Source organism: Cellulomonas sp. URHE0023, from assembly GCF_000688475.1.
Classification (GTDB): domain Bacteria; phylum Actinomycetota; class Actinomycetes; order Actinomycetales; family Cellulomonadaceae; genus Cellulomonas.
In genome coordinates, this window is the sequence record NZ_JIAN01000005.1 from 1,114,064 (window position 1) to 1,137,563 (window position 23,500).

Sequence of the window (23,500 nt, forward strand, 5' to 3'; positions counted from 1 at the left end):
CGGGACGCCTACGGGACGATGTGCCCGGCGGCCCTGAAGAGCTCGTACCACTGCGCCCGGGTCAGCGGGATCTCGGAGCCCAGCGCCGCTGCGCGGACCCGGTCAGGGGTCGTCGTACCGAGCACGACCTGCATGCGCGCGGGGTGCCGGGTGATCCACGCGGTCGCGATCGCGATGGGCGGGACGTCGTACTCCGCGGCGAGACGCTCGATGACCGCGTTGAGCTCCGGGTACTCGGGCGAGTCCAGGAACACACCCGTGAAGAACCCTGCCTGGAACGGCGACCAGGCCTGGATGGTGATGTCGTGGAGCCGGCAGTAGTCGATGATGCCGACGTCACGGGAGACGGACTGGTCCTCGGCGAGCATGTTGGCCGCCACCCCCTGCGCGATCATCGGCGCGTGCGTGATCGACAGCTGCAGCTGGTTGGCGACGATCGGCTGCTGCACGTACTTGCGGAGCAGCTCGATCTGCCCGGGCGTCTGGTTCGAGACGCCGAACGCACGCACCTTGCCGGCCGACGAGAGGTCGTCGAACGCCCTCGCGACCTCCTCGGGCTCGACCAGGGCGTCGGGGCGGTGAAGCAGGAGGATGTCGAGGTAGTCGGTGTCCAGGGCCGCGAGCGAGCCGTCGACCGACTCGATCAGGTGCTCGTAGGAGAAGTCGAAGTACGGGCCGCTGCGCACGATGCCGGCCTTGGTCTGGATGACCAGCTCGGCGCGGTCCGCGGGCGTGAGCCGCAGCGCCTCGGCGAACCGGCGCTCGCACTCGTGCAGCTCCGTGCCGTACACGTCGGCGTGGTCGAGGAAGGCGATCCCCGAGTCGCGCGCGGCCCCGACGAGCGTCCGGATCTCGTCGTCCGACTTGTCCGCGATACGCATGAGGCCGAGCACGACGTTGGGGACGACCAGGTCGGTCCCCGGCAAGGTAAAGGTCTTCACGGCGGTGTGGTCCTCTCGATGGCGTCGTCCACCATCGACACTAGGCACCCGTGACGAGGTCTGCGCGCCCACGCCACCCGCTCAGCCGCGCAGCCGGTATCCCTGCAACCCGTCCGTCGTCGCGACGACCCAGATGCCGTTGCCAGCGTCGACGCCGGCATCCCGGACCGCTTGCGCCGTGACGTCCGCCGGCTCGACGCGAGTGCCGTCCGGGAGGCAGAACTCGGCCATCGTGCCGCCCGGGTACTCGACGCGAGCCCTCGACGGATCCGCGAACTCGGCGAACTGGAAACTCGTCTCCTCGGTGCACGCCAGCACCTCGTCGTCCCCGACGGGCGACACCGACCCGTCGTCGAGCTGCACCCGGACCGCACCCGTGCCGCTGGCGAACACCCCGGAGTCCGTGCCCGAGGCGTACTGCAACCCCGCGTAGAGCACACCCGGGGCGTCACCCAGCGGCGCGCTCCAGACCACCTCACCCGTCGCAGGGTCGAACTTCTCCAGATCGATGTCCGTCGCGCCGACCGGGACCGGTCCGGCCTCACCGGACCAGTCGATGGTCCCGGCCCGGACACGGCACCACAGGTGGGATACCTCGAAGTCGCCCGCAGGCTCGCAGAACGTCGTGGCACCGTCCGCTCGCCACAGGACGTTCCCCGTCGCTCCGTCCAGGGCGACCGTGGACTCCCTCGTGCGGTCACTCGTGTCGCTGATGCCCTGCCACGCGCGCACGGTTCCCAGGACCCGGTCTCCGTCGTCGATCGTCCAGTTCCAGCCGGCGTCGGACGACACGTCGGGGCCGAGCAGCTCGGCGTAGCCGTGGCTCCACACCACCTGGCCGTCCTGGGAGCGCCCCAGGACCTCGGTTCCACCCGGCGGCCGGTCGTTGCTGGACCAGAGATCGCTGACCTTGCGCGAGTTCGCCGGGATCTCGGCACCCTCGGAGTAGCCGACGACGGTCGCCGCACCGGGGTCGACCCGAAGTGTGACCAGACCGGCGCCTCCGGCCGTCACCGCGGCCTGCAGGCAGAAGGCCTGCTCGTCCTCGCACCTCCAGATCCGGGACTGCGAGAAGTAGGCGAGCTCGGGGGCCGTGCTGACCTGGTTCGCCAGCGTGACGGCCTGGCCCGTGGCCACGTCGAGGACCTTGAGGGTGTGCCTGCCGTCCGGAGCCATGCTCTGGACGGCCGTGTACGTGCGGTCGGCCACCGGCAGCGTGACCACGCTGAGCTGGACGCCCGGGGCTCCGCCACCTGGGGAGGCGGGCTCGTCCCAGAGCTGATCGCCGCTGGTGAGGTCCCACGCCCGCAGCCGGAGATCCTCCCCGTCCGTCACGTAGGTGACGGCGACGTCGCCGGCGAGCTTCGGCTCGCTCAGGATCGTGACGTCCTGCGCCGACCAGAGCAGCTCGGGTGCGGCTGGGGCAGCGCCGGCGGTCGGCGTCGCCGTCACGCTCGGAGAGCCGTCGTCGTCGGAGCCCGCCGTGCAGCCCGTCAGGATGATCAGACCGACCGCCAGTCCAGCGGCTCGCCCGTGCACTCTCGACACCGTGTTACCCCCCTCGGCCCGCCCCGGCGACGCGCCGGGCGTTACGGTAACCGCACGGACGCGATGCTGTCCGAGTCGCTCGCGATCCGGCTCCCGCGTGCGCCCGCACGAGTGACTTCGGCCCGTCAGGCTCGGAATCGGACGAACCGGACAGTAACTTTCGGGGATGACCAGCGCCGTTCTTCCCGTCCTCGGTGACCTCACGACGCAGGAGTGGCTGGAGTACCTGCCGCTGGCAGTCTCCGTCCTCACCTTGTTCGCCGCCCTGCTCGCGTGGCGTCAGGCCGCCAAGGCCGCGCGTCGCGCGTCGCGACAGGCCGACGCGACCTACCGGCACGCCGAGGCCACGGCCCGGCAGGCCCAGTCCTTCGAGGACCAGGTGGAGATCGCTCGTGAGGCGCTCGCCCTCGCGCGCAAGGAGGCCCAGGACGCCCGGGGCGACGCGGACCGCCAGCGCCTGGAGACGGGCCACACGCGGCGGATGCTCGAGGAGGTGCGCCTCGACGCGCTCGCACCCACGATCATCGCCCGGGCGCTCCCGAGCATCACGGAGGCAGCGGGACGACCCAGCCTCGAGGTGTCCAAGATCGTCGCCGGCAGGCTCGACCAGTGGCACCCCCTGGTCGGCCAGCTGCAGGTGGGCCGAGACGAGTCGTACGCGTTCCGCACCACGTTGACCTTGTGGTTCGAGAACGTGTCCGACTGCCCGGCCCAGATCGACATCCTGCAGCCGGCGGGTGGCGAGCTCGAGCTGCTGCCCGGGCACCCGCTGGTCATCCCCGCCCACGAGGCCCGCAGCATCGCGTGGGTGCGGATGTGGACGACGCGGGAGCTCGAGAGCGACAGCCAGATCCAGGACCCGTCGGCGTGGCTCTTCGACCTGGCCTTCACGGCGAGCGACCTGGGTCTGCAGGTCCGCGACACCTACGCGTTCGACGGGGACCTGCGGTTCTTCGACCGCGACGGCTCCTGGCTCGTCGTCACGCCCGAGCCGCCGCTGCCCTGGACGTCGGACGTCGCCTCCGTGCTTCCCGGCCGCACGTACCAGCAGCTCGACGTCCCGGTCTCCTGAGCCCGTTCGACGTCCCGCCCGCCGGGTCCGCCGTCACGGCCGCGGTCGCTCGTCGCTCCTGGCGCGCAGGATCGCCTCGTCCAGGGCTGTGCGCGCCCAGTCGTACTGCGACGGGTCGGTGTGGCCGCGGTAGACCGTCTCGATGGTCATGACCAGGAACAGGTACAGGTCGTAGAGGCGACGCCGTCGCGTCTCCGACGGCGTCAGCGGGCCCCGGCCGTACCCGCGCAGGAACGCTGTGCCAGCCGCGGTCCCCGCAGACGTGAAGCCGGACTCGATCAACGGGTCGCCGTAGAGCGCACGCTCGTGGTCGACGATGCCCGCGATCACGCCGTCGCGGACCAGCACGTTCCCGGTCCACAGGTCCCACTCGACGAACCGCGGCTCGACGACCTCGTCGAGGCAGTCGGCGTGCGCCGCGACCACGGCCCGAATGTCGTCGTAGGAGTGCCCGAGGTCCACGCCCAACCGTTCGCCGTCGACGAGGACGTCGTCCAGCATGCCCAGGAACACCGGGCGCCACTGGGTGCCGCCGGGTCCGCCGATCGGGCCGAAGTGGTCACCGACGATCGCGTTGAGCGTGCGGTTGGCCGCGCCGAGCAGATGGTCGTACGCGTCGCGTTCGTCGCGCGTCAGCGAGTCCTGCACGACGGACAGGTTGTCCCCGTCGACGAACGACATGACGAACCAGTCGGCGTCGCACAGCTCGCGGCTGTCGTCGACGAACAGGACGTCCGGCACCGGTACGTCCGTGTGCTCGCGGACGAGTCGAAGCGCGCGGACCTCGGTCGCGAGCATGTCGCGCTCGTAGGTCAGGACGTCCACGCCCGCCGGCGGGGCGACCTTGACCACCACGGTCCTGCCGCTTCGTAGCCGCACGCGGTACACCACGTTGAACCAGCCGTGCGTGATCTCGTGCGCGTCGTCGAGCACCGCGTCCGGCCCGAGCGCCCGCGTCAGCATGGCCTGCAGCACAGCCGTCGGCTGGCGGTTCTTCGTGATGCTCTCGGTCACCGCAGGCACGGGCGCGCTCTCCTTCGACACGGGGTTCTGTACCGCGCCAGGCTAGCGGCCGACCGTGCGGCCCGAGCTGCGGTTCCGGCAGGGGTCAACGCGGGGGGAGCACCGTGAGGCGCACGGTGATGGTGTCGCCGAGCTCGACGCCCTCGGCCTCGCGCACCCACTTCCTGAGCGGCACCACGTAGAGACCGTCCTTGGGCCAGAGCGCCGTCACCCACGACGTGCCGCCGGTGCTCACCTCGACCGGGATCATGCCCCAGCCGTAGGTGACGGCCGACGCGACGCCCTTGATCGCCGCACTCTCAGGCTCCGGGACGGTGACGAAGTGGTACGGCGCGGGCCCCCGCCAGTGCCAGATCTCCCCCGTGACCTCGAGCTGCATCGCGCCAGGATGCCGAGAACGACCGCCCCTGTCGACCGGCCGGCTGACGAAAATCGGCTTGTCCGGGCCGGGCCGGCGCTGCTCGACTGGACCGGTGGACCGCATGCACGTCGACGAGCTCGACATCCCCGTCGACCTCGTCGAGCGGCTGGTGGCCGACCAGCTTCCGCAGTGGTCCGGGCTGCCGCTTCGCCGGGTGGCGTCGACCGGCACCGACAACGCGATGTTCCGGTTGGGCGACGACCTCGTCGTCCGGATGCCGCGCATCCACTGGGCGGCGGGGACCGTGGACCATGAGGCGCGGTGGCTGCCGAAGATCGAGCTGCCCGTGACGATCCCGCGGCTGCTCGCGGTCGGCCGCCCCGGCCGGGGCTACCCGTGGACCTGGTCGGTCCTCACCTGGGTGCCGGGCGACAACCCGGTGCTCGGCGAGCTCGTGGACCCGGTCGGGCTCGCCCGCGACGCGGCGGCCCTCGTCCGCTCGGTGCGATCGCTGGAGCTCTCGGGGGGCGTGACAAAGGCCGGACCGCTCCGCGACCGCGATGTCCAGGTCAGGAAGGACATCGCGGCGCTCTCCCACGACATCGACGTCTCCCTCGTCACCTCGGTCTGGGAGGACGCGCTGGAGACCGCCGAGTGGACCGGCGAGCGGACCTGGGTGCACGGGGACATCGCGCCGGGGAACCTGCTGCTCGTCGACGACCGGCTCACAGGACTGATCGACTTCGCGGGGATCGGCGTCGGCGACCCGACCCTGGACCTGGGCATCGCGTGGAACCTGCTCCCGCCGCCCGCCCGTGCGGTCTTCCGCGACGAGCTCGCCGTCGACGACGTCGCCTGGAAGCGCGGCCGAGCGCGCGCCCTGGCCCAGGCGCTCGTGCAGCTGCCGTACTACCGCGACACCAACCCGGTTCTGGCCGCGAACGCCCGGCACGTCATCGCCGAGGTGACCGCCGACGCCGCCTGAGCGCGTCGAGCCGTCTCGACGCAGCACCGGGCGGGTCCGCAGCGTGACGTCAGGTCTCCAGCGACTCCGCGATGCGAGCGATCGCGGCCAGGCGACGGTCCCACTCGGCACCGATCGCCTCCAGCGCGTGCGCCGTCTGGCTCAGGCGTGAGCCCAGTGCCCGGTACCGGACCTCGCGGCCGACCCGGACGGACTCGACCAGCCCCGCCTCGGCGAGCACGTTGAGGTGCTTGGCGATCGCCTGCCGCGTGACCGGCACGACGGTGGCCAGTGCCGACGCCGACAGGTCGGCGCGTCCGAGCTCGGCCAGGATCGCCCAACGGGTGTCGTCCGCGAGGGCGGCGAACACCGGGACGAGCGTCTGGTTCATGCGGACCCCTCGAGGTAGGCGACCAGCTCGTCGAGCTCGTCGGTCCAGCCCTGCCGGTTGGACCGCATCGCCTCGACCGGGTCACGGCTGAGCAGCCCGAAGCCGGACTCGACGACGGACAGGATCGTCGAGTCGCCGTCAGGCACCAGCGTGTAGCGGACCTGCGTCGAGTTCTGCGGCGTCAGGACGGCCGGTTCTCCGTCACGCGGGGCAGGCGGTGTCCCCCAGGTGAACGCGAAGACGACCGGCTCGTCGTACTCGTCGATCCGGACGGGGAACTCGCCGTAGCCCTCGAACCCGAAGACCCCCATGGCGCCGACGCGCAGCTCGGGCAGGTCGGCCTTGGTGCCGAGCCACTGCGTGATCAGGTCCGGGCGCGTGATCGCGGCCCATACCCGGTCGGGTGTCGCCTTGATGTGGACGGTGCGGGTGACCGTGTAGTTCTCGCTGTCGATGACGGCGGCCGGCTGCTGGGTCATGAGTCGATCTCCTGACGCGGATTGGTTGTGCAATCACAGAGTTGCATAGCGGTCGGCCCGACGGCAACCTGCGGGTTGCACCTAAGGTGGTTCGATGCTCAACGCGATCCTGGCGGCAGCTCTGCACCCCACCTCCGCCACGCTCACCGTCCAGGGCACCGGCGACCTGCCCTCGGCCTTCGCGGTCACCGAGCTTGCGGTGGCGACCATCGGAGCGGCCGGTCTCGCGACGGCCGACCTCCTGGGGACGCACGCGGTCCAGGTGGACCGACGGCTGGCCTCGATGTGGTTCGGGATGTCGATCCGGCCCGACGGCTGGACCCCGCCGCCCCCGTGGGACCCGATCGCCGGCGACTACCGCACCGCTGAAGGCTGGATCAGGTTGCACACCAACGCGCCCGCGCACCGCGACGCCGCGCTCCGGGTGCTCGGGGTTCCGGGCGACCGTGAGGCCGTCGCCGACTCCGTCGCCGGATGGGCCGGAGACGCACTCGAGGACGCCGTCGTCGCGGCCGGAGGCTGCGCCGCGGTCATGCGGACGGCCGACGAATGGGCCGCGAGCCCGGCCGGGAGCAGCGTGCTCGCTGAACCGCTGATCGACTGGGATGTGTCGGGCGCAGCCCCGCTCGACCTCGCGTTGAGGCCCACGCGGCCTCTGGTCGGCCTGCGTGTGCTCGACCTGACGCGGGTGCTGGCAGGGCCGGTCGCGACGAGGTTCCTTGCGCTGCTCGGCGCAGACGTGCTGCGCATCGACCCACCCTGGTGGGACGAGCCTGGCGTCGTCCCGGAGGTCATGCTCGGCAAGCGCACAGCCAGGCTCGACCTCACCACCGACTCGCTCGTCGACCTACTGACCCGCACCGACGTCCTCGTGCACGGCTATCGGCCCGGCGCGCTGGACCGACTGGGTCTCGGAGCGGACGTCCGCCGGCAGCTCAGCCCCGGTCTCGTCGACATCACCCTCGACGCCTACGGGTGGACCGGTCCGTGGCGCGGTCGGCGCGGGTTCGACAGCCTGGTGCAGATGAGCACCGGAATCGCCGAGGCTGGCATGCGGCACTTCGGTCGTGACGTCCCGACACCGCTGCCGGTACAGGCGCTCGACCACGGCACCGGCTATCTCCTGGCGTTCGCCGCCCTCCAGGGAGTCGCGCGGCGGCTCGCGACCGGCGAAGGGACAGCCGCCCGCCTCTCGCTCGCGCGCACGGCCGCCCTCCTCACAGGCCCACCCGCGGTCGGTTCGCTCGACCCCGAACGACCCGACGACGTCGTGACCGACGTCGAGCACACGTCCTGGGGGCCGGCCCGGCGGCTGGTCCCGCCCCTGTCCGTCGAAGGCGTCCGGCTGGCGGCCGACCTACCCGCTCGCGCCTTGGGATCCGACCGACCGGCGTGGTGAGCGTCCCCGGCCGGGTTGGACAGGCGGGCGGGCTCGGCGCATCATCGATGGCGAAGCCGCAGGACGAGCCTGCCGCTCATGAGCTCGGAGCGCACTCGATGCAGCAGGGAAGCGGGGCGGCCGTCAGGGCCTCCTCGGGCACAGTCGCGAAGCCCGCGGCCTGATCAGACGGTCGGCGGGTCTGGTCGTGCTGCCCACTCGTCGTCCCACCCGGAAGATCCCCCATGCTCACCCTGACCGAACCCCAGATCCGCGCGTCCTTCGTGAACTGCTCACGGGGTGAGGCCTCGAAGCTGACGCTCCCCGCCGACCTCGACGAGACACGCTGGGACCGGCTCGACTACTACGGCTGGATCGACCGCAAGGCCCCGCTGCGCGCCTACGTGGTCCTGCCCGTCGACGACACCCTCGTCGGCATCGCCCTGCGGGCCCCGGAGAACTCGGCCAAGCGCAAGCGTGCCGTCTGCGCGTGGTGCGAGGACGTCTACGCCACCGACGAGGTCTCGCTCTACGTGGCCCGCCGTGCCGGGGCGTCCGGACGGAACGGCGACACGATCGGCACGCTGATCTGCACGACGTTCGGGTGCTCGCGCAACGTCCGCCGGATCCCGCGGATCGTCGAAGCGGGCGACGACCCCGAGGGCCTGGTCCTGCGACGCATCGAAGGCCTCCGCGAGCGATCCGCGCGGTTCGCCGACGAGGTCCTGCACGGCACCTGACGACGCTCGGCGCACAGGTGCGGAGGATCGCGCGGCACCGAGCCGGACCGGGGCGGCATGCGCGCACGTCGACCGCTAGCGTTCCTCGGATGGCTGACGAGAGTGACCGTCGTGACGACGTAACCCGCTCAACTGCCCTTCGACGCCGTCCCTCGACGGTGACGGTCCGGCGGGTGCGTGCCGACGAGTGGCCGGCCCTGCGGGGTCTGCGCCTGGACGCGCTGCGTGACCCGGACGCCCGGCTCGCGTTCCTCGACAGCTTCGCCGACGCGGTGCAGCGCCCGGACGAACACTGGCGGGGTCGCGCCGCGGCGTCGGCCGAGGGAGACGCGGCGGTGCAGCTCGTCGCGGTCGACGACCACGAGCTCGCCGGGTCGGTGACGGTGCTCGTGCAGGTCGCCGGCTCGCAGGACCACCATGGCCGGCGGGTCCGGCACAGCCGGGCCGTGCTCGTGGGGGTGTACGTGCGGCCCGCCTACCGCGGAACCGGCGTCACGGACGACCTCATCGACGCCGCCGCGACGTGGTCCCGAGCGCGTGGTTTCCGGGAGCTGACACTCGACGTCCACCGCGACAACGCCCGGGCGCAGGGCGCCTACCGCCGCGCCGGGTTCACGCCCTCGGGCGTGGCGTTCACCAGCGCGATCGGCCCCGAGATCGAGATGGTCCGCGCACTGTGACGCCTGTCTACCTGCCAGGCGCGCGAGGCAACATCGACTTCTGGGAACCGGTCGCCCAACGGCTCGTGGACCTCGGCCCGTCGATCCGGCTCGGCTGGCCGGGCTTCGCCGACGAGCCGCACGACCCCGAGGTCCGGTCGGTCCCCGACCTCGTCGACTGGACGCTCGCACGGATGCCTCCGGGCGCGAGCGACGTCGTCGCACAGTCGATGGGTGGCGTCGTCGCGACACTCCTGGCCCTCGACCACCCCACGCGGGTGCGGCGGCTCGTCCTCTGCGCGACGTCGGGCGGGGTCGACGTGGCGTCGCTCGGCGCCGCGGACTGGCGGCCCGGCTACGACTCGGCGCTGCCCGACTGGTTCGTCGTGGACCGCACCGACGTCACGGACCGTCTGAGCACCCTGACGGCACCGACCCTGGTGCTCTACGGCGACGCCGACCCGCTCGCCCCCGAAGCCGTGGCCCGTGCGCTCGTCGACCGGATCCCCCGTGCCCGCATCGCGTGCGTGCGCGACGGCCGGCACACCATGGCGCACGACCTGCCGGCCGTGGTGGCGCCACTCGTCCGAGAGCACCTCCTGGCCGACTGACTCGCGAGGCGTCAGTCGGTCGAGGTGGGCTCCGGCTCCTCGGGCGTCGGCGACGACGTCGGCTCCAGCACCGCGGCGAGCGCGGCCTCGAACGCGGCGACGGTAGCGGCGTCGACCACGCCCGTCGCCGGCACGCCGAGGTCCGTCTGAGCGGCCGCGACCGCGGCAGTCAGCTCGTCGGTCCACTCGCCGTCGACGGCACCGTCCCAGTAGCCGGCGAGCTTGAGCGTCTGCTGCAGGGCGCTCGTCGCCACCGACGAGGCCTGCGCTGCCGCGCCGCCGGCCGCCTCGAGCTCCGCCCGCAGTGCCGCCTCCGACGCCTTGTCGAGGGTTCCCGTCTGGGGAAGGTCGTTGGCGGCCTGCAGCGCCTCGATCGCCTCGACGGTCAGCGGACCGTAGATTCCGTCGACCGACCCCTTGTAGTAGCCGGCGTCGGTGAGCGACTGCTGCAGCGCCACGGTGTAGTCCCGGATCACGGCGGACGCCTGGGCCTGCCGCTCGTCGGACAGGCAGCCCGTCTGCGCGAACAGCGCGATCCAGCTCATCTCGAGCGCGACGACCGCGGCGTTGAACTGCTCGCTCGCCTGCACCAGCGGCGTCTCGTCGGTGATACCTGCCTTGGTCGAGTCGAAGTCGGTCTCCGCCTGGCGGACACGGTCGATCGTGGACGCGGGAATGGTGGGGGTAGGCGTCGGCTCGTCGGCCTCTACCGGCTCGGGCGGCTCGGACCCTGCCGCAGTGGCCTGCGCTGCCGCGAGCGCAGCCTCGGCGTCCGCGACGGCCTGCTCGGCCGCGACGACGTCCTCGCGAGCACCTGCCGCAGCCTCCGCGGCGGCCTCGGTCTCCTTGCTCGGCTCCTTGAGGTCCGCGCCACCGGTCGTGACGTCACCGACCGTGACGGCCGACTGGTCCAGGAGGTCGCCGTACCGGTCGAGGGCCGTGATGTACGACGAGGCGGACGTGCAGAACGCGGCCGACGCATCGGCCTCGGCCGCGTTCGCGGCGTCGAGCGCCTCCTGCTTCTTCGCCAGGTTGGCCTCGGCGACGGTCAGCGGCGAGTCGTCCTGGGTGTCGTTCCCGTTCGTGCACGCCGCGGTGAGGAGGAGGCTCACGGCGAGCACCACCCCGCCGAGTCGAGCGGATGACGGCAGCTTGTTCTGGGCGTCCACGGAGGCCCTCCCTCTCGCACGGCGTCGACTGGACTGGATGCACGTCCGGGACACGTCCCGGCTCGACAGTAGCGGGGGCCGGGTCCGAATGGCCGGATTTGGGCAACTCGTGCGAGATTCGCCGTTCTGCCTGGTCAGGTGCCCTGTTCGAGCACCGTGAGGTCACGCTCCGCGTACCTGCGGTGCCACCACTCCTCGTTGAGGACCACCCGGAGGCACTGCCGAGGGAGGTACGCCTCGCCCTCGTCGGGCCAGCCCGGACCCTGCAGCGGCTCCGAGCGGCGGTCGAGCTGCTCGTCGGTCAAACCGTCGACCACGCCACGCACCATCGCCATCGCACGCAGCCGGAGAGCCAGCGCCTCGTCGAGCGACGGTCGCGCGTCCCGGTCGTGCGGGACGCCCGACCGTGGCGCCATCTGGTCCCACGGGAGCGACAGGGAGTGCCACGGGTGCGGGTCCCCGAGGACGCCGCGGCCGACCCAGGACTCCGACGCGAACGCGAGATGGCGAAGGGTCTGGATGAACGACCACTCGTCGTCGACGGACTCGTGCAGCTTCTCCGCCGGCAGCCGACGTGCCCGCTCCACCGTCTGGGCCCAGAGCCGCTCGTTGATCGTCCACGCCTCGCGGAACCCGTCGGCGGTCGTCGGACGGAACAGCGGCCGCTCGGGGTGCCGGCGGTCCAGCTCGGCCTCGACGTACGGCGCGACGTCGACACCGTTGACGACGAGGTGCTCGATCTCGCCGTCGATCGTCGTGTTCGAGACCTCGACGTCGCGCATCACGACGCCGTGCAGCCCCACGGACCTGAAGACGGCGCCCGTCAGGTCGACCATCGAGAAGCGCGAGCCACTCAGGTCGACGTCCTCGAACACGGCACTCGCGATGACCTCGTCGTCACCCTGCGCATCAGCCATGCTGCCAGGCTAGGTCTGCAGGCATCGGCCCGTCGCCTGCCGGCCCGTTGTCGGCCCGACGGGTCTACGCTCGGACGATCCGCCGTAGCCGACGGCGCACGAACCGCGGGAGCACCCGTGACCGACCTGGCTGACCCTCTGGCGGACCTCGACGACTGTTTCGAGCGTCCGGTCGTCACCCGCCTGCCCCCGCTGCACCCCGTCGACGACGTGCCGCCCCTGTCCGCCACGGTGCAGTACCCGCCCGGGCGGGTGCCCGACCTCGAGGACGCGACCGCCCCGACACGGGTCCCGAGGCCGCGGCGCGAACCGCGGGTGTGGCTCAGGTCGCGCGTCGTGGCCGGTCTGCTGGGGGTGTTCCTGGGCGGCCTCGGCCTGCACCGGATGTACCTCGGGTACTGGCGACGCGGCCTGACGATGCTCGCGCTCTTCGTCGTCGGCGGGTTCTTCACGCTCGGTCTGGCGACGCTCGCCGTGTGCGTCGTCGGGTTCGCCGAAGGGCTGCTCTACCTGTCGGTGCGACGCGGTCGGTTCTCCCGCGACGCGCGCGGGCGCCCGTTGCGGGGCTGACGTCAGCCGCCGTAGACGCTCTTCAGCAGCTCGTAGACCAGGACACCCGGCCAGATCAGAGCCTTCGGGATGGCCAGGACGAACAGCCAGAACGTGTCCGCAGCCTGGAAGTAGTACACGGCTGCCCCGATGAACCCCAGCCCGTAGACGACCCCACCACCGGCGCCGCTCGCCGAGTCCTTCGCCATGCCCGCTCCCTTGGTCGTCCGCGCTGACACCGTCCCGCGGCCGTAGGGGCCCGGTCAAGGGAGAGGGTCGTCAGGTCGCGTTCGCGTCCATCTCGTCCTGAAGCGCAGTGAAGTCGGCGACGAGCGCGTCGATGCGTGCGCTCTCTGCGGCAGCCGCCGCCTCGGCCGCGGCGATACTCGCGTCCCGTGCGGGCAGGTCGACGTCGTCACGCGCGAGCAGGGCGGCGGCGGCCGCGAGCGTGGCGTCGGCCCGCGCCATCGGGAGCTCGGTGCCGTCCCACCAGACCCCACGACAACCGCAGCCGGGACCTCTGGTCGTCGGACATGGCGGCGACCTCGTCGACCTTGGCCTGGTAGTTCTGGCGATAGATGTCGCGCGACGTCACGTCCGCGACGAGCTGCGCGCGCTCGTGCGCGTTCGCGGCCTGGGCGTCGGCCAGCGCCTGCGACGCGGTGGTGATCGCCAGGGCCAGGCCGTCGACGAGGTCGGTGAGCCCGGTGTTCACCGCGACGAGCGCCACGCGGTCCGTGACGAACCGCGAGTACACCTGCTCGAGCCGCGGGTCGAGGCCGCCGACCTGCGTCCCCAGGTACGCGAACAGCTCGGTGGGCCGGTTCTCCTGGTGCGTTCCGGTCGAGCTGGCGATCTGCTCGTGGATGTCGTCGTCCACCGGGATCGCTGACTCCGCGGCGTCCAGGATCGGTGTGAGCTCGTCGCGCTCCGCCGCGGTGAGCCGCACCCAGGCCGCGTGCATCGTCTCGTGAGCCGCCGTGACCACCGCTTGCCCCGCGAGCCGCGGATCAGCGGGCCGGTACACGACGATCGAGTCCGCACCCGGCTGGTAGCACCCCACGAAGCCGCTCGTCCCGAGCCGCGGTGACACCTCACTGGTGTCGCACCGCCCGGCGAACGCGGCCGCATCGAGGATCTCCGGGCGGGTGGCGTAGAAGACCTCGCGGCCCTCGTCGGACAGGTAGGCGGCGTCCGCGAGCGTGACCACGTCCGCCGACGGGAGTGGCACCTTCACGGCCTGCCCGTCGAGCGCCGCGCGCGCGTCGTCCAGCGCCGTCGTGGCGACGTCCGTGGGGACGCCTCCGGTCAGGAACCAGGCCACGGCCAGGCTCACGACGACGAGCAGCGCCCAGACACCTCGGCCGCGTCGACGGTGGGGCGGGGGTGGCGGACTGGACGGCGGGAGGCTCTCATCGATCACCCACTGAGGAACACGCCCGCTCGGCGAGCGCCTCAGGTCGTCGGGAGCGGGGTGCACCTAGGAGTCATCGGTCGTTCGGGCCGGCGGCTGGAGGCGCAACGCCGCGCCTAGGTGAGCGTCAGGCGGTAGAAGGCGCTGTACGGGTCGGTGCGGTAGTCGGCGAACGGCGGGCACGCGACGAAGCCCGCGCGTTCGTACAGTCGACGGGCCGGCGCGAAGTAGTCCTGCGTGCCCGTCTCCAGGTGCAGCGTGCGGTAGCCACGGTCGCTCGCCTCGGCGACCACGCGCGCCAGCAACGCCGCACCGACGCCTTGCCCCCGCGCATGGGTCGCCGTGCGCATCGACTTGAGCTCGCCGTCCGCCGGTCCCAGCTCTTTGAGCGCCACGCAGCCGAGGAGCGAGCCGTCGTCGCGGCGCGCGGTCCAGAACGTGATCCCCGGCCTGGTCAGTGCGGTCGGGTCCAGGGCGTGCACCGACTCCGCCGGGGACTCGGCGAACATGTCCGTCAGGTGCTCACCGAGCAGGTCCAGGACGTCGGGGCGGTGCGGGTCGTCCTGGTGGATCGTCACGGACGTCCCTTCCAGCACGCGCTTGAGCAGTGCCAGGTCCGCCGAGACCAGCGCGGCGTCGCGGTCCAGGTCGGCATCGGTCATCCCGTCCGCGCGGCGCACCGTGAAGACGACCTCACAGCCGTCCGCGTCCGCGATGGCGCGCATCGGGACATGCACGGTCTCCCCCGACGGCGTCGTCACCTCGTGGTCCAGGACCCCGAAGGTGTTCGGCTGCGCCATCTCGACCCGCGCGCGTCCCTGGGACGTCTCGACGAACCAGCTGCCGTCCTCGTGCACCACCTGCGACCCCAGGCCGGGAGCCCACCGGGGAAGGTTCGCGAGGTCGGAGACGAACGCGTACACCTCCCAGACCGGCCGGTCGATGCGCACGCTGAGATGCCGAGAGCCCGTGTCCACGGCGCGATCGTGCCATGCGCGCCCGGCGCACCGGGGCTGCTGCGACCCACATCACTTCGACGTTCGCGTGCCGGTCGTCCTGCTCGGGTCACACGTCGGCAGCAGGGTTGAGCACCTGCCACATCACGTGGTCCTGCCAACGGCCTGCGATCTTGAGGTACCCGGGCGCCATCCCGAAACGGGTGAACCCGTTGCGTTGCAGGACCGCCTGAGACGCCGAGTTGTGCAGCAAGGTCTCGGCTTGAACTCGGTGCAGCCCGAGCGTCGTGAATGCGACCTGGAGCATCTCGCCGACGGCCGCCGTCGCGAGCCCCCGCCCGTTGTGGGCGCTGCCGACCCAGTAGCCCACCGCGCACGACTGCAGCGCCCCGCGCACGATCCCGCTCAGCGTGATCCGGCCGACCACCGACCCCTCGTCGTCGAGGATCACATGCGCTCGCCCGGAACCGGCGTGCTCCACCTCGACGAGGCCCCGGAGGACCTCACGCTGACCCTCCAGCGAGAAGTAGCCGTCGTCTCGTACGGACTCCCAGGGCGCGAGGAACTCGCGGTTCTCGGCCAGCAGCGCCGTGAGGGCCTCAGCGTCGTCGAGGGATATCGGGCGAGTCACGGGCACCTCGTCATCCTGCCCCAGCGGTGGCTGTGGCGACGCCGACAAGACGGGGGCACCGCGCTGTCGATTCCAGGTCTTCCCGTTCGACGCACCGGCAAGCCAGAGTTGAACCGGCCACCCGGGCCGGTTCTGGGCAGACATGGGGAGTCAGCGATGAGGGTCTTGGTTCTGGGCAAGGCGACCGAGCAGTCCGAGTCCGGCGAGCTCGGTTCCACGGAGGACTTCGTGGCGATGGGCGAGTTCAACGAGAAGCTCGTCGAGGCGGGCGTGGTCCTCGCCGCGGACGGTCTCCAGCCTTCGGGCAAGGGAAAGCGCGTGGCGTTCGACGGCGCGGGCAACGCGACAGTGATCGACGGGCCGTTCGCCGAGACGAAGGAGCTGATCGCCGGCTTCTCGATCTGGGAGGTCGCGTCCATGGACGAGGCGGTCGAGTGGGTCAAGCGCTCGCCGCTGCGCAGCGGCACGGTCGAGCTCCGCAAGATCCTCGACGCCGACGACTTCGGCGCCGAGTTCTCCGCCGAGCTCGCAGCGGCGGAGGACCAGGCGCGCGCGGACGTCGGTGCCGAGAAGTAGTGCCCTCAGCGACCCAGCAGGCGATCGACGCGGTCTGGCGGATCGAGTCCGCCAGGCTGATCGCCGGCCTGGCCCGGATCGTGCGCGATGTGGGGCTGGCCGAGGACCTCGCGCAGGACGCGCTGGTCGCAGCGCTCGAGCAGTGGCCCGAGTCGGGCGTCCCGGACAACCCGGGCGCCTGGCTCATGGCTGTCGCGCGTCGCCGTGGCGTGGACGCGATCCGTCGCGCGGTGACGCTCCAGAAGAAGGTCGAGCTGCTCGGGCGCGAGCTCGATGCGCACGGAAGCCCGGTGGACGACATCGACCTGGACCGCACCATCGACGACGACGTGCTGCGGCTGATGTTCACCGCCTGCCACCCGGTGCTCTCGGTCGACGCGCGGGTGGCGCTCACGTTGAAGATGGTGTCCGGGCTGTCGACCGACGAGATCGCGCGGGCGTTCCTGGTGCAGGCCACCACGATGGCGGCGCGCATCACCCGGGCGAAGAGGGCGCTCACCGCGGCGAAGGTGCCGTTCGAGGTCCCGGTCGGTGACGAGCTCGGCGACCGGTTGGGCTCGGTGCTCGAGGCCGTCTACCTGGTGTTCAACGAGGGCTACACCGCCACCGCCGGCGAGCGGTGGGCACGCGCCGAGCTGTGCCAGGAGGCGATGCGTCTGGGTCGCATGCTCGCGGCGCTGGCGGCCGACGAGTCCGAGGCGCACGCCCTGGTGGCGCTCATGGAGATCCAGGCGTCGCGACTGCGCGCCCGCACGGGTCCTGGCGGCGAGATGGTCACGCTCGACCAGCAGGACCGTGCGCGCTGGGACCGGTTGCTCATCACGCACGGTCTCGCCGCGCTCGCGCGGGCCGAGGAGCTCGACGGCACCGGTTCCTATGCGATCCAGGCGAAGATCGCGGCGTGCCACGCGCGGGCGCCGCACTCTCAGGACACCGACTGGGTCCGCATCGCAGCGCTGTACGGCGACCTCGTGGCGTTGACCGGGTCACCGATCGTCGAGCTGAACCGCGCGGTCGCGGTGGCGATGGCTGAGGGACCGGCCGCGGGGCTCGCCGTGACCGACGAGCTGGTTGACGTCGCCGCCCTGCGCACCTACCACCTGCTCCCGAGCGTGCGGGGCGACCTGCTGGCACGGCTGGGCCGGTCCGCGGAGGCACGAGCCGAGTTCCGGCGTGCTGCGGCACTCACCTCCAACGAGGTCGAACGCTCGCACCTGCTCGCCCGCGCCGACCTCTCCTGAGTCAGCTCCGGGCGCGCCGGCGTGACGCAAAACGCGCACCGGTTCTGATCACCTGTGCCCGCCGACCCCGGGGTTGCGCTAGACATTCCTCGACCGCGGTTGCTGGCCGGCGGAGACGTCGTGCCACGTCCGGGACGCCGAGGGGTGCCCCGGACGAGTGATGAACAGCGCCGCGAACCCCTCGATGGAGGTCCCGATGATTACCCATGTGCGACGCCTCACCGTCGCCGCCCTGAGCGGCGCGGTTCTCCTGGTCGGCGCGTTCGCGTCGGCCGGTTCGGCCGCGTCCTTCGCGCTGCCGCCCGCGAACGGGCAGTTCGACTACCAGATCGGCGGTGCGTACACGCCGTCGTCGAGCGTGCAGATCGTCGACCGCGACCGGCTCGAGGCACCCGCGGCCGGCAAGTACAACATCTGCTACGTCAACGCCTTCCAGACCCAGCCCGGCGATGCGGACTGGTGGAAGACGAACCACAACGACCTGCTGCTGAAGAAGGCGAACGGGTCCTACGTCGTCGACAGCGCCTGGAACGAGATGCTGCTCGACACGTCGACGGCCGCGAAGCGCACGGCGCTGCTGGCGATCGTCGGCGGCTGGATCGACGGCTGCAAGGCGAGCGGGTACAGCGCGATCGAGCCCGACAACCTCGACAGCTACGACCGCAGCGGCAAGCGGCTGACGAAGCAGAACAACATCGACTTCGCCAAGCTGCTGGCAACGCGGGCACACGCCGACGGCCTGGCCATCGCACAGAAGAACGACTCCTCCATGGCGGCGAACGGCAAGGCGATCGGGTTCGACTTCGCGGTCGTCGAGGAGTGCCAGGTCTACGGCGAGTGCGGCGAGTTCACCGACGTGTACGGCGCCCAGGTGTACGAGATCGAGTACACCGACAACGGTGGGACGTCGAACTTCAACAAAGCCTGCACGGCCCGCGGCGCGACGACGAGCGTGATCTACCGCGACCGGGACGTCGTGGCCAAGGGTGCGAGCGGGTACGTCTACAAGTTCTGCTGACGCACACCGAGGCGGGCGGGTCGTGATGACCCGCCCGCCTCTGCACTCGCGCGCCGCCGGTGAATTCGCGTGCACGCCACGTCGCGACGGTGTGTGATCGCGAACGTGGCCATCGAGCTGAGCACACCGCGTGAAGACGAGCTCGGCGACGTCGTACGGGTCCTTCGAGACTGGCAGAACGACGCCTCACCGATGCAGCTGCATCCTGGCGACCTGGGCTGGTACTGGCGGTTCGGTGCGGAGGCCGTGGCGGCGGCCGTTCGGACCTGGCGCCGGCGTGGACACATCGTGGCGATCGGGTTCCTCGATGGTCCCCGAACGTTGCGACTGACCGTCGCACCCCTCGTCTGGCGTGAGAAGGAGCTCGCCGGCCGGGTGCTCTCGGACCTGTCCGAGCCCCGACGTGGCGTCCTGCCCGCGGGAGGGGTTTCCGTCGAGTCCCCCAACGGCACCCGGCTGCAGGAGCTGCTGTCCGAGTCCGGATGGGGTCCCGGCGAGTCGTGGACGCCGCTTCGCCACGACCTCTCGACGGCGGTGCAGGACACGGGGGTGCGGACGGAGGTCGTCGGGTGGGGGCAGGAGCCCGAGTTCACAGCTGTCCACCGGTCCGCATGGGACAGGCCCGCGTTCACTGACGCGCTGTGGCGTGAGATGGCAGCCGGGTTGCCCTTCGCCGACGCCCGGTGCCTGCTCGCGCGTGATGAACACGGCGTTGCGGTGGCGGGCGTGACGGTGTGGTCCGCCGGCCCGGGGAGGCCCGGTCTGGTCGAGCCTCTGGGCGTCCACGCCGAGCATCGTGGGCGCGGCTACGGCCGGATGGTGGGCGTGGCCGCCGCGGCCGAGCTCAAGAAGCTCGGGTCGTCGTGCGCACTGGTCTGCACGCCGAGCGCACGTGCGTCCGCCGTCGCCACCTACGAGTCGGCCGGCTTCCAGCGGCTACCTGTACGGCTGGACAGGTCCCGGACCGGTTGACCTTCAGCACGAGGCCGCCGGTACGGCCGTACCCGTCAGGCCGTCGCCTGGCGGTCCCTCGTGCGAGCGAGGTGCTGCCGTTGCCCTTCGTGCGCATCGGCCACCCACTCCCAGCCGGCCTTGGCGGACGGGCCGATCCGCGGGTCGTCCGGGGTGCGGCCGTCGCGCAGGGCGTGCAGGTAGGCCCGGTCCTGGTCGATCCGTGCCCGGAGCTCGTCGGCGTCTCCGACGGAGCCGTGCCCGGGGACGAGGACCTCGACGCCCGTGGCCGCGGCCTCGATGAGCTGCAGCGCGGCGAGGTAGTCCCCGATCGGGTCCTCGGCGGCGAAGCTGAGCATGGGGACGAGCACGTCCGAGAGCATGTCGCCGCCGACGAGCACGCCGCGCTCCTCGATCAACAGCGCCGCATGACCCGGCGCATGCGCCGAGTGCTCGATGACCCGGACCACAGGACCGTGCCACGGAATCCGCGAGGCCCCCGCGGGCAGGCCGGTGATGCGGCCGAAGACGTCGTCCAGCGGCACCTGCCCCGCGATGTCCTCGGGCAGCATCGCTGCGACGTCGGCCTCCCAGCCCGGGTCCGACAGCTTGGCCTGGATCAGCGCCGCGCAGCGCGCCGTGCCGTACCGGGGTGCGGCACCGAACGCGGCGTGCCAGAGCAGGTGGTCCCAGTGCGGATGCGTCGAGAAACCCGCGGCCACCGGCCTGTCCAGGTCGGCCGAGATGCCGGCGAGCTCGTCGCTGAGCACACCCGGGTCGACCAGCAGGGCGCCTGAGTCGCCGTGCACGACGACGGCATTGCTCTGCAGGAACTCGCTCTCGTGGACGAGCACGCCTTCGGCGACCTGGGTGAGCATCAGCTGTCCTCTCTCTCGTCGCGGATGGAGTAGTGGCGGACCGTGACGCCCGAGTCGAACGACCGGTGCTCGAGCAGGTCGAGCCCGAGGGGCCGGTCGTAGTCGTCGAACAGCGGTCTGCCGAAGCCGAGGATCGCGGGATGGGTGGTGAGCAGCAGCTCGTCGAGGAGTCCCGCCCGGAGCAGCTGGGTGGCGAGCGTCGCGCCACCCACGCCGATGAAGCCGTCGGTCTCTGCCCGGAGCGTCGCGAGCTGTGCGATCGCGTCGTCCCCGGTGATGACCCGCGTGTTGTGGTCGGCAGCGTGCCGGGTGCGGGAGACGAGCACCTTGGGCTTGGCGGTCCAGATCTCGCCGTACTCGCGCAGCGCGTCCGGCAGGGAGGCGTCCTCGTGCGCGTGCGGCCAGAACTCCTCCATCGTCTCGTAGAAGACCCGGCCGTGGACGATCCGCGTGGCCGACTTTGCCCACGCGTTGAGCTCACGGTGCAGCTCCTCATCGATGCGCAGCCAGTCGCCGGCACCGTTGTCCCCGGGGACCTGCTCGATGCGCAGGTCGAGGGACACGTTCATCGCGTAGACGAAGCGGCCCATCATCGCCCTCTCTCGGTGATAGTGATTGCACTTTGCAACCACTATCATCGAGGTGCTATCGAGTGTCAAGGAGGAGTCGTGGAACCACGATCCGGGTGTCCGATCAACGCCGCCGTCGAGGTCTTAGGAGATCGCTGGTCGTTGCTCGTGCTGCGCGACGTCGTCTTCGGCGACCGCCGCTACTTCCGGGCGCTGCTCACCGGCTCGATCGAGGGCATCGCGTCGAACATCCTCGCCGACCGCCTCGTGCGCCTCGTCGAGGCCGGGATCCTCACCCGGGGGACGGCCGCCCGGGGGCAGCGCGCTCGCTACAGCCTCACCGAGGCCGGCATCCAGACGCTCCCGGTCCTCTACGCCCTGGGCAACTGGGGCCTCGACTGGCGGCCCGGGAGCGCCGAGCTCCGCAGCCGGCAGGAGCTGATGCGGGAACAGGGTCCAGCGTTCGTCGACGAGCTCATGGACGAGCTCCGCGTCCGCCACCTCGACGCCCCGCCGAAACCGCACGACGGACCGAGCCCGCTCGAGCGTCTCGACGCCGCCCGCGGCGGAAGTGACCAGGCCGGCACCACGGCTACGCCCTGACGATCCACACCATCTGGAGCATGACCGCCCACAGGCTCGCGGTCGGCCCAGCACGTGGGCCGGTGCGATGCCCGAGCAGGCTCGCCGCATCCCCATCCGGACCGCGACTCCTCACAGGTCCGGGTCGAGTGCCGATAGGCGTACAGACACGTACGGGCACACCCGTGCACCCATCCCTGGAGAACCCCGTGACCACTGAGCTCGTGGTGTGCGCGGAGTTCGACGTGTTCGACGAGCTCGCCGACCTTGCGCACTTCGAGGCGCTCCACGGGGACCCCGCGGGCGCACTCCTGCTGTGCGACGTGGCGTTGGCGGTCACCCGGGGCGTCGGTGCAGCCGGGCTGCAGACCACCCGCTACCTCGAGTTCACGCGCAGCCGGATCCTGGGCGAGCTCGGACGCGCGGCCGAGGCGCTCGAGAGCGCGGAGCGTCTCTACGCGATGTGTGCCGACGACCTGCGCCCGTACTGGCGCGCGAAGGCGCTGGCCATGCAGGCGAACGCCGCGGTCGCCTCGTCCGACGTGAACCGCGCGGTGGAGCTGCTCGGTGAGGCGTGGGTGCTCGTCGGCACCGTCGACGGGGCCTCCTACAACCAGGTCTCCGCGGCAGCGATCATCGCGAACACGCTCGCGCAGGTCGAGCTCTTCGAGAACGCCGACGAGCTGCTGCGGCACGTGCACCGGCTCTTCGGCCCCGAGCTCGCGTCGCAGGTCGTGGTCGACGCGCTGCGCTTCCTCGCCGAGTGGTCCCTGCGGCTGCTCGTCATGGGGGCCAACAAGGAGGCCGGTGAGCGCCTTGTGGAGCTGGCCTCGCGCGCCGCGCTCTTCCGTCGGCTGATGGACGGCTCCACGACCGACCGCAACTCCCACTTCGCGGACGTCGCGGAGGCGTTCGCCCTCAGCGGCCTGGGCGACACGGTCGGTGCGCGGGTGGTTCTCGAGCGGATCTGGCGAGGGCCCGGGATCGACCCCAGGCGCATCGAGTGGCTCATGATGGTCTGCGCGTACGGGTACGTGCTGCTCCGCGAGGGCCGGTACGACGAGGCCGAGGTGGAGTTCCAGCGCGTACGCGCCCAGGCGATCGAGTCACGCAGGGACCTCTGGCTGCAGACCGCCGACGCCGTCCTCGTGATGCTGGACCGCCTCCGGTTCGGGAAGCACCCGGCGCTCGCGCGGTTCGAGGACATGTTCCGACGCGTGGCGCGACAGCTCTGGGCCGAGAGGCAGGGCAGGTTCCTGGCGGTGCGGCGGCAGATGCGCATCCAGGAGCTCGTCGCGCAGTCGGAGCGCGCTGCCGTGCTGTCCACGCTCGACCCGCTCACCGGGGTCGGCAACCGACGCGCGATCCAGAACCTCATCGGCCGCTCCCGCGGGCCGCTCAGTGCCGTGTTCGTCGACGTCGACCTGTTCAAGGAAGTGAACGACGAGCACTCGCACGTGGTGGGGGACGACGTCCTGGTGCGGCTCGCGCGGCTGCTCGGCCGGCAGGTGCGAGGAGGCGACCTGCTGGCCCGGTTCGGCGGTGACGAGTTCATCGTCATCCTGGGCGGCGACGGGCTCGACCTCGAGTCGTCGGCCAGGGTCGCCAGCGGAGCGGAGCTCGTCGCGGAGCGGATCCTCGACGAGGTCCGAGCCGAGGACTGGTCCAGCTACGCGCCCGGGCTCGAGATCACCGTGTCCCTCGGGGTGGCCCACGTCGAGGACCCGCGGACGCTGCTCGACGTGGCGAGCAGGGCACTGCGTCAGGCCAAGCACACGGGACGTGACCGCGTCTCGGTCTCGCAGGCGGCCTGACCTCGACCCTGTGGAACGGCCGCCCTGTCTTACCGCCGGTCGGGCGATGGAGCCGACGCCGCCCACCT

Annotated in this window: 28 protein-coding genes and 1 pseudogene; 13 read left to right on the plus strand and 16 right to left on the minus strand. The window is 71.5% G+C overall.

Translation table 11 applies throughout. From position 1 onward, the window contains the following. Positions 1-8 precede the first annotated feature (8 nt). Positions 9-941, minus strand: a complete 933-nt coding sequence (locus tag N553_RS0105705) for an aldo/keto reductase family oxidoreductase (protein WP_028045724.1) — start codon at positions 939-941, stop codon at positions 9-11. Between the two features lie 81 nt (positions 942-1,022). After that, positions 1,023-2,480: a hypothetical protein gene (locus N553_RS0105710; protein ID WP_028045725.1), complete on the minus strand. Its 1,458-nt coding sequence runs from the start codon at positions 2,478-2,480 to the stop codon at positions 1,023-1,025. A gap of 175 nt (positions 2,481-2,655) precedes the next feature. On the opposite strand from N553_RS0105710, the gene N553_RS0105715 reads away from it, so the two are divergent. After that, positions 2,656-3,561 (plus strand): hypothetical protein, encoded by a 906-nt coding sequence (locus N553_RS0105715; protein WP_028045726.1) that lies wholly within the window; start codon positions 2,656-2,658, stop codon positions 3,559-3,561. Between the two features lie 33 nt (positions 3,562-3,594). Here N553_RS0105715 and N553_RS0105720 read toward each other — a convergent pair whose 3' ends face one another. Both N553_RS0105720 and N553_RS0105725 read right to left on the minus strand, forming a co-directional pair. Beyond that, positions 3,595-4,584 (minus strand): phosphotransferase family protein, encoded by a 990-nt coding sequence (locus N553_RS0105720; protein WP_028045727.1) that lies wholly within the window; start codon positions 4,582-4,584, stop codon positions 3,595-3,597. Between the two features lie 85 nt (positions 4,585-4,669). After that, positions 4,670-4,963, minus strand: a complete 294-nt coding sequence (locus N553_RS0105725; protein ID WP_028045728.1) for a DUF1905 domain-containing protein — start codon at positions 4,961-4,963, stop codon at positions 4,670-4,672. A gap of 103 nt (positions 4,964-5,066) precedes the next feature. On the opposite strand from N553_RS0105725, the gene N553_RS0105730 reads away from it, so the two are divergent. Continuing rightward, the gene (locus N553_RS0105730) at positions 5,067-5,930 is read left to right on the plus strand and encodes an aminoglycoside phosphotransferase family protein (RefSeq protein WP_028045729.1); all 864 of its coding nucleotides are present in this window, start codon (positions 5,067-5,069) and stop codon (positions 5,928-5,930) included. Positions 5,931-5,979: 49 nt separating this feature from the next. Here the strand turns inward: N553_RS0105730 and N553_RS0105735 are convergent, their stop codons facing one another. Both N553_RS0105735 and N553_RS0105740 read right to left on the minus strand, forming a co-directional pair. Continuing rightward, on the minus strand, positions 5,980-6,300 hold the full coding sequence (locus N553_RS0105735) for a helix-turn-helix transcriptional regulator (protein WP_028045730.1): 321 nt from the start codon (positions 6,298-6,300) through the stop codon (positions 5,980-5,982). Continuing rightward, the gene (locus N553_RS0105740) at positions 6,297-6,779 is read right to left on the minus strand and encodes an SRPBCC domain-containing protein (RefSeq protein ID WP_051639858.1); all 483 of its coding nucleotides are present in this window, start codon (positions 6,777-6,779) and stop codon (positions 6,297-6,299) included. Before N553_RS0105740 ends, N553_RS0105735 begins: the two co-directional genes overlap by 4 nt. A 94-nt stretch (positions 6,780-6,873) precedes the next feature. Between N553_RS0105740 and N553_RS25810 the strand changes: the two genes are divergently transcribed. The 4 genes from N553_RS25810 to N553_RS0105760 all read left to right on the plus strand — a co-directional run bounded on the left by N553_RS25810 (position 6,874) and on the right by N553_RS0105760 (position 10,167). Further along, a complete protein-coding gene (locus N553_RS25810) occupies positions 6,874-8,178 on the plus strand; it encodes a CoA transferase (RefSeq protein ID WP_028045732.1) in 1,305 nt (434 codons plus the stop codon). Positions 8,179-8,402: 224 nt separating this feature from the next. Next, positions 8,403-8,897 carry an FBP domain-containing protein gene (locus tag N553_RS0105750; protein ID WP_028045733.1) on the plus strand — a complete coding sequence of 165 codons (495 nt, stop codon included), beginning with the start codon at positions 8,403-8,405 and terminating at the stop codon, positions 8,895-8,897. Between the two features lie 173 nt (positions 8,898-9,070). Further along, complete coding sequence (locus tag N553_RS0105755) at positions 9,071-9,577, plus strand: GNAT family N-acetyltransferase (protein WP_231505176.1); 507 nt, start codon at positions 9,071-9,073, stop codon at positions 9,575-9,577. Then, on the plus strand, positions 9,574-10,167 hold the full coding sequence (locus N553_RS0105760; protein WP_028045735.1) for an alpha/beta fold hydrolase: 594 nt from the start codon (positions 9,574-9,576) through the stop codon (positions 10,165-10,167). The genes N553_RS0105755 and N553_RS0105760 overlap by 4 nt, the downstream gene beginning before the upstream one ends. A gap of 11 nt (positions 10,168-10,178) precedes the next feature. On the opposite strand, the gene N553_RS0105765 is transcribed toward N553_RS0105760, so the two are convergent. Together N553_RS0105765 and N553_RS0105770 are read right to left on the minus strand one after the other, a co-directional pair. Continuing rightward, positions 10,179-11,336, minus strand: coding sequence for a peptidoglycan-binding protein (locus N553_RS0105765; protein WP_197029912.1), 1,158 nt, complete (start codon positions 11,334-11,336; stop codon positions 10,179-10,181). Between the two features lie 134 nt (positions 11,337-11,470). Next, a complete protein-coding gene (locus N553_RS0105770; RefSeq protein ID WP_028045737.1) occupies positions 11,471-12,253 on the minus strand; it encodes a DinB family protein in 783 nt (260 codons plus the stop codon). Between the two features lie 117 nt (positions 12,254-12,370). Between N553_RS0105770 and N553_RS24650 the strand changes: the two genes are divergently transcribed. Next, entirely contained in the window at positions 12,371-12,823 is a 453-nt protein-coding gene (locus N553_RS24650; protein ID WP_051639859.1) for an NINE protein, read from the plus strand. 2 nt (positions 12,824-12,825) lie between these two features. Here N553_RS24650 and N553_RS0105780 read toward each other — a convergent pair whose 3' ends face one another. The 6 genes and pseudogenes from N553_RS0105780 to N553_RS0105805 form a co-directional block, all read right to left on the minus strand. Beyond that, a complete protein-coding gene (locus N553_RS0105780) occupies positions 12,826-13,011 on the minus strand; it encodes a hypothetical protein (RefSeq protein WP_028045738.1) in 186 nt (61 codons plus the stop codon). A gap of 70 nt (positions 13,012-13,081) precedes the next feature. Further along, positions 13,082-13,270: a hypothetical protein gene (locus N553_RS0105785; RefSeq protein ID WP_028045739.1), complete on the minus strand. Its 189-nt coding sequence runs from the start codon at positions 13,268-13,270 to the stop codon at positions 13,082-13,084. Beyond that, positions 13,218-14,225 carry a hypothetical protein gene (locus N553_RS0105790; RefSeq protein ID WP_197029914.1) on the minus strand — a complete coding sequence of 336 codons (1,008 nt, stop codon included), beginning with the start codon at positions 14,223-14,225 and terminating at the stop codon, positions 13,218-13,220. The genes N553_RS0105785 and N553_RS0105790 overlap by 53 nt, the downstream gene beginning before the upstream one ends. A gap of 107 nt (positions 14,226-14,332) precedes the next feature. Continuing rightward, positions 14,333-14,794, minus strand: a complete 462-nt coding sequence (locus tag N553_RS25565; protein ID WP_028046265.1) for a GNAT family N-acetyltransferase — start codon at positions 14,792-14,794, stop codon at positions 14,333-14,335. A 108-nt stretch (positions 14,795-14,902) separates the two neighbouring features. Then, positions 14,903-15,193, minus strand: a pseudogene (locus N553_RS25570) (SRPBCC family protein); the annotation flags it as partial. A gap of 88 nt (positions 15,194-15,281) precedes the next feature. After that, the gene (locus tag N553_RS0105805) at positions 15,282-15,803 is read right to left on the minus strand and encodes a GNAT family N-acetyltransferase (protein WP_034621195.1); all 522 of its coding nucleotides are present in this window, start codon (positions 15,801-15,803) and stop codon (positions 15,282-15,284) included. A 156-nt stretch (positions 15,804-15,959) separates the two neighbouring features. Here N553_RS0105805 and N553_RS0105810 point away from each other — a divergent pair, with 156 nt between their 5' ends. From N553_RS0105810 to N553_RS0105825, 4 genes are all read left to right on the plus strand, one after another. Then, the gene (locus N553_RS0105810; protein ID WP_028045742.1) at positions 15,960-16,379 is read left to right on the plus strand and encodes a YciI family protein; all 420 of its coding nucleotides are present in this window, start codon (positions 15,960-15,962) and stop codon (positions 16,377-16,379) included. Continuing rightward, positions 16,379-17,620 carry an RNA polymerase sigma factor gene (locus tag N553_RS0105815; protein WP_028045743.1) on the plus strand — a complete coding sequence of 414 codons (1,242 nt, stop codon included), beginning with the start codon at positions 16,379-16,381 and terminating at the stop codon, positions 17,618-17,620. Before N553_RS0105810 ends, N553_RS0105815 begins: the two co-directional genes overlap by 1 nt. A 196-nt stretch (positions 17,621-17,816) precedes the next feature. Further along, a complete protein-coding gene (locus N553_RS0105820) occupies positions 17,817-18,638 on the plus strand; it encodes an endo alpha-1,4 polygalactosaminidase (RefSeq protein ID WP_028045744.1) in 822 nt (273 codons plus the stop codon). Positions 18,639-18,743: 105 nt separating this feature from the next. Continuing rightward, entirely contained in the window at positions 18,744-19,610 is an 867-nt protein-coding gene (locus tag N553_RS0105825; RefSeq protein WP_028045745.1) for a GNAT family N-acetyltransferase, read from the plus strand. Positions 19,611-19,645: 35 nt separating this feature from the next. Here the strand turns inward: N553_RS0105825 and N553_RS0105830 are convergent, their stop codons facing one another. Together N553_RS0105830 and N553_RS0105835 are read right to left on the minus strand one after the other, a co-directional pair. After that, entirely contained in the window at positions 19,646-20,467 is an 822-nt protein-coding gene (locus N553_RS0105830; protein ID WP_028045746.1) for an MBL fold metallo-hydrolase, read from the minus strand. Further along, positions 20,467-21,057, minus strand: a complete 591-nt coding sequence (locus tag N553_RS0105835; RefSeq protein WP_034621198.1) for a dihydrofolate reductase family protein — start codon at positions 21,055-21,057, stop codon at positions 20,467-20,469. Before N553_RS0105835 ends, N553_RS0105830 begins: the two co-directional genes overlap by 1 nt. 78 nt (positions 21,058-21,135) lie before the next feature. Between N553_RS0105835 and N553_RS21345 the strand changes: the two genes are divergently transcribed. Together N553_RS21345 and N553_RS24165 are read left to right on the plus strand one after the other, a co-directional pair. Further along, complete coding sequence (locus N553_RS21345; protein ID WP_034620697.1) at positions 21,136-21,639, plus strand: helix-turn-helix domain-containing protein; 504 nt, start codon at positions 21,136-21,138, stop codon at positions 21,637-21,639. Positions 21,640-21,827: 188 nt separating this feature from the next. After that, positions 21,828-23,432: a diguanylate cyclase gene (locus tag N553_RS24165; protein WP_051639860.1), complete on the plus strand. Its 1,605-nt coding sequence runs from the start codon at positions 21,828-21,830 to the stop codon at positions 23,430-23,432. Positions 23,433-23,500 lie beyond the last annotated feature (68 nt).